Raw genomic sequence first — 4,035 nt, 5'->3', positions numbered from 1 at the left:
ACCGCCAGAATTTGGGACAACCAGGGCAATGAAATCGCCGTGCTCACCGGGCATCAGGACTCGGTATTAAGTGTAGCCTTCAGCCCGGATGGACAGAGGCTGGCCACTGCTTCATCGGACCACACCGCCAGAATTTGGGACAACCAGGGCAATGAAATCGCCGTGCTCACCGGGCATCAGTCTAGGGTATTAAGTGTAGCCTTCAGCCCGGATGGACAGAGGCTGGCCACGGCATCATGGGACCACACCGCCAGAATTTGGGACAACCAGGGCAATCAAATCGCCGTGCTCACCGGGCATCAGAACTGGGTATTTAGTGTAGCCTTCAGCCCGGATGGACAGAGGCTGGCCACTGCTTCATCGGACCACACCGCCAGAATTTGGGACAACCAGGGCAATGAAATCGCCGTGCTCACCGGGCATCAATCCAGGGTATTTAGTGTAGCCTTCAGCCCGGATGGACAGAGGCTGGCCACTGCTTCAGCAGACAAAACCGCCAGAATTTGGGACAACCAGGGCAATGAAATCGCCGTGCTCACCGGGCATCAGGACTCGGTATTAAGTGTAGCCTTCAGCCCGGATGGACAGAGGCTGGCCACTGCTTCATCGGACCACACCGCCAGAATTTGGGACAACCAGGGCAATGAAATCGCCGTGCTCACCGGGCATCAGGACAGGGTAACAAGTGTAGCCTTCAGCCCGGATGGACAGAGGCTGGCCATGGCTTCAGATGACAACACCGCCAGAATTTGGGACAACCAGAGCAATGAAATTGCCGTGCTCACCGGGCATCAGTCTAGGGTATTTAGTGTAGCCTTCAGCCCGGATGGACAGAGGCTGGCCACGGCTTCATTTGACAACACCGCCAGAATTTGGGACAACCAGGGCAATGAAATCGCCGTGCTCACCGGGCATCAGTCTAGGGTATTAAGTGTAGCCTTCAGCCCGGATGGACAGAGGCTGGCCACGGCTTCATTTGACAACACCGCCAGAATTTGGGACAAAAAGGGCAATCAATTAGCCGTACTCACCGGGCATCAGAACTGGGTATTAAGTGTAGCATTCAGCCCTGATGGAAAGACCCTGGCCACTGCTTCAGCAGACGGCACTGCCAGAATTTGGAAGGTGGAAAGTTTAGGTGAGCTGCTAGCTAGGGGCTGTGAATTGCTGGAAGATTACTTTGTTAGGAATCCTGGAGCTAAAGAGAAGTTAACAGTATGTCAGGAAGAGGGAATCGGGAATCGGGAATCGGGAGTCGGGAGTCGGGAATCGGTTCAACGTTGAGGTTCAGAGGTTCAATGTTGAGGTTCAGAGGCTCGCTCACAACTGATCAATGTCATCCACACTCAACCCAGTATATTGAGCAATATCCTTCAGGGATAACCCTGCTGCCTTCATCTGTTTAGCAATCTTTTGTATACCTGCTTGTTCACCTTCTTGTCTACCTTGTTCAAGACCTTCTTGTCTACCTTGTTCAAGACCCTGTTCAAGACCTTCCTGAATCAAGGTTTGATTAACACTGTACATATCCCGGTACACCTTCAGACTATCCTGGTACAGGGCTTGCTCTTCAGAGGAGAAATTGGCAATTTCGGCCACCTCAAATAGCTGGGCAAACACATTCCCTTGCAACGGTTCAGGGGGAGCATTACAGCTTGCGAGATGCCTCAATAAAAATAACCACTTATCAAAATGGGTGTCTAGTTGATCAACAGATTTAGTAAATTTTGGTAGTTCCACATAGATGAATTTCAACTTATCGTAGAACACTTCACACCGCTGATTTTTTAGCTCTACCACATGCAACAGTTCTGAATCCTGCTTATGGTCATCAAAACAAAAATCCAGAATACCGACAGTGTAGACTGCCGTTAGCTTATAATTCCAATTTCCCTGTTGCGCCTGTTCTTGGATGGGGAAAGTGGCATAGTAAACACTGCGGTCTTTGAAGAACGTTTGTTTTGCCTTTTGCATTTCCACAATGAAGCGTTCACCGCTTGTGCTCTGGCAATAAATATCAAAAATTGCTCTTCTGTCTACTAAGGTGTTACCCAGGAACTCTGGATTCTTAATGGTGACATCCTGAATCTGATGGTGAGGAGGCAACAGCGTATTCAAGAAATCAATCAACAGTGCCTTATTTGGCTCAGTACCAAAGACGCGCTTAAAACCGAAATCCGTGAGCAGATCAATATATTTATCTGGCAAGGGGAAAACCATATCAAACGTTCATATCAATAAGAAGGTATTTTTATTAGCTTTAATTTCGTCTATCTCCCTATTTCTGGATTGGCTGCATCTTTTTGATTTTACTAAAAAACTATGCAGCTGTTGCCCCTATTGCCTATTGGGGTGCATCTCACCTTTGCTGTTTGAACCGTTGGGTGGAACGGGCATCAGTCGTGGAACAGGCTTCCAGCCTGTGGCAATTTTCGGAAGGGCGTTCCAACACTTTGTGGAACAGGCTTCCAGCCTGTGGCAATTTTCGGAAGGGCTATCCCAACACTACGAGGCAGAAAATCAGTGCGAGCCCGTCCCAACACACCCTACGGCTGTCAAGAAATTACAGACCGTTCCCACAAAAATTTTCTTTCAGACTCTTTAATCGGTACATCATTAATACTAGCTTCCCGTCTCTTCATTAAACCATTTTCCGCAAATTCCCAATTTTCATTGCCATAAGCACGATACCAAAACCCAGAATCATCATGCCATTCATATTCAAAGCAAACTGAGATGCGATTATCCATAAAACTCCAAAGTCGTTTTCTCAGGCGATAATCTAATTCTTTTGCCCATTTGCGCTTCAGAAACGCAATAATTTCCTCTCGACCACTAATAAATTCGGCACGATTGCGCCATTCCGAATCAATGGTATAAGCGAGAGCAACTTTCTCGGGATTGCGGGTATTCCAGGCATCTTCAGCAGCTTGAACCTTAGCGGTTGCACTTTCTAAGGTAAAAGGAGGTAGGGGTGGTTTAGTTTCCATAGATAGATAGCGGTTTTAAATTTGGTGAGGTACAAATTATAGGCTTTTAGGGAACAGGGAACAGGGAACAGGGAACAGGGAGTAGGGAGTAGGGAGTAGGGAGTAGGTAAGAGGGAAAACAATCCTGTGTACCTGATAGTTATGAAAAACGCTGATAGCTTATAGCTTTTCGCGTAGCGTGGGCGTAGCGCATTAGCTTAATTATTATAGCGGTTTTTAGTCTAATGAGGTACACATAATTTTTGGCCTGTTCCCTCTTCCCCTCCTGGGAGGGGTTAGGGGTGGGTTACTCTTTTCTCTTCCCTATTCCCTGTTCCCTGTTCCCTGTTCCCTAAAACCAGAAACTCTGTACCTAACCAAATTGAAAACCGCTATAACAAACTCTAAACAAGACAGGCTTGGAAATCCTGACGAAATTGGTTTTCATCAAGATTGCGACCAATAAAGACTAACTCATTTTTTCTGGTTTCGTCTGGTTTCCAAGCACGGTCGGGACGACCCTCAAAAATCATATGTACTCCCTGGAAGACAAATCGATTCTCTTCTCCCATCACATTAAGAATACCTTTCATTCTGAAAATATTTTGCCCTTGGCTCTGTAATAATTCCCTTAGCCATGTGTTTAATTTTTCCAAATCTACTGCTCCTGATTCTACAATGGCAAAGGAAAAAACGGATTCATCATGTTCATGAGCATCTTCTCCTAACAAGTCCGGGTCAATGTCTAGAGCTTGTTTAAGGTCAAAAGCCCGCACCCCTAACACTGAATCCATTTCAACGTCTGAGTTTTGGGTACGATAAATTTTCACTAAACCATTCATGGCTTTGATTTTTTGCTCTAACTCCTCTAGTTGTTGAGGGTCTACTAAATCAATTTTATTGAGCAAAATCACATTAGCGAAAGCAATTTGTTCCTGGGCTTCATCACTATCCCAGTGCTCTAAAATATGCTTAGCATCAACTACCGTTACCACGGCATCAAGGTCTAACTGGGTTTGAATCTCTTCATCCACAAAAAAGGTTTGAATTACCGGGGCAGGATCAA

The 4,035-nt window shown here is 46.3% G+C and carries 6 protein-coding genes; 1 reads left to right on the top strand and 5 read right to left on the bottom strand.

Translation table 11 applies throughout. The annotated features are described in order from the left end of the window. The first annotated feature begins 39 nt into the window (after positions 1-39). Complete coding sequence (locus tag F6J94_RS27565) at positions 40-1,284, top strand: WD40 repeat domain-containing protein (RefSeq protein ID WP_293046178.1); 1,245 nt, start codon at positions 40-42, stop codon at positions 1,282-1,284. Positions 1,285-1,320: 36 nt separating this feature from the next. Here F6J94_RS27565 and F6J94_RS27560 read toward each other — a convergent pair whose 3' ends face one another. The 5 genes from F6J94_RS27560 to F6J94_RS27540 form a co-directional block, all read right to left on the bottom strand. Further along, positions 1,321-2,220 carry an Rpn family recombination-promoting nuclease/putative transposase gene (locus F6J94_RS27560; RefSeq protein WP_293046175.1) on the bottom strand — a complete coding sequence of 300 codons (900 nt, stop codon included), beginning with the start codon at positions 2,218-2,220 and terminating at the stop codon, positions 1,321-1,323. Positions 2,221-2,359: 139 nt separating this feature from the next. After that, positions 2,360-2,482, bottom strand: coding sequence for a hypothetical protein (locus tag F6J94_RS27555; RefSeq protein ID WP_293046172.1), 123 nt, complete (start codon positions 2,480-2,482; stop codon positions 2,360-2,362). 73 nt (positions 2,483-2,555) lie between these two features. Beyond that, positions 2,556-2,990 carry a nuclear transport factor 2 family protein gene (locus F6J94_RS27550; RefSeq protein WP_075905743.1) on the bottom strand — a complete coding sequence of 145 codons (435 nt, stop codon included), beginning with the start codon at positions 2,988-2,990 and terminating at the stop codon, positions 2,556-2,558. Beyond that, on the bottom strand, positions 2,954-3,112 hold the full coding sequence (locus F6J94_RS27545; protein WP_293046168.1) for a hypothetical protein: 159 nt from the start codon (positions 3,110-3,112) through the stop codon (positions 2,954-2,956). Before F6J94_RS27545 ends, F6J94_RS27550 begins: the two co-directional genes overlap by 37 nt. Positions 3,113-3,373: 261 nt before the next feature. Further along, a partial coding sequence (locus tag F6J94_RS27540) for a GTP-binding protein (protein WP_293046165.1) occupies positions 3,374-4,035 on the bottom strand: 662 nt, incomplete at its 5' end.

Source organism: Moorena sp. SIO1F2 (assembly GCF_010672755.1).
Taxonomy (GTDB): domain Bacteria; phylum Cyanobacteriota; class Cyanobacteriia; order Cyanobacteriales; family Coleofasciculaceae; genus Moorena.
The sequence above is the reverse complement of the archived record's forward strand: the minus strand, read 5'-3'. Positions and strand labels throughout refer to the sequence as shown.

What these genes read in the sequence shown, in the direction of transcription:
- F6J94_RS27560 (WP_293046175.1), bottom strand. Translation starts at nt 2,220, where the DNA reads ATGGTTTTCCCCTTGCCAGATAAATATATTGATCTGCTCACGGATTTC.
- F6J94_RS27550 (WP_075905743.1), bottom strand. Translation starts at nt 2,990, where the DNA reads ATGGAAACTAAACCACCCCTACCTCCTTTTACCTTAGAAAGTGCAACC.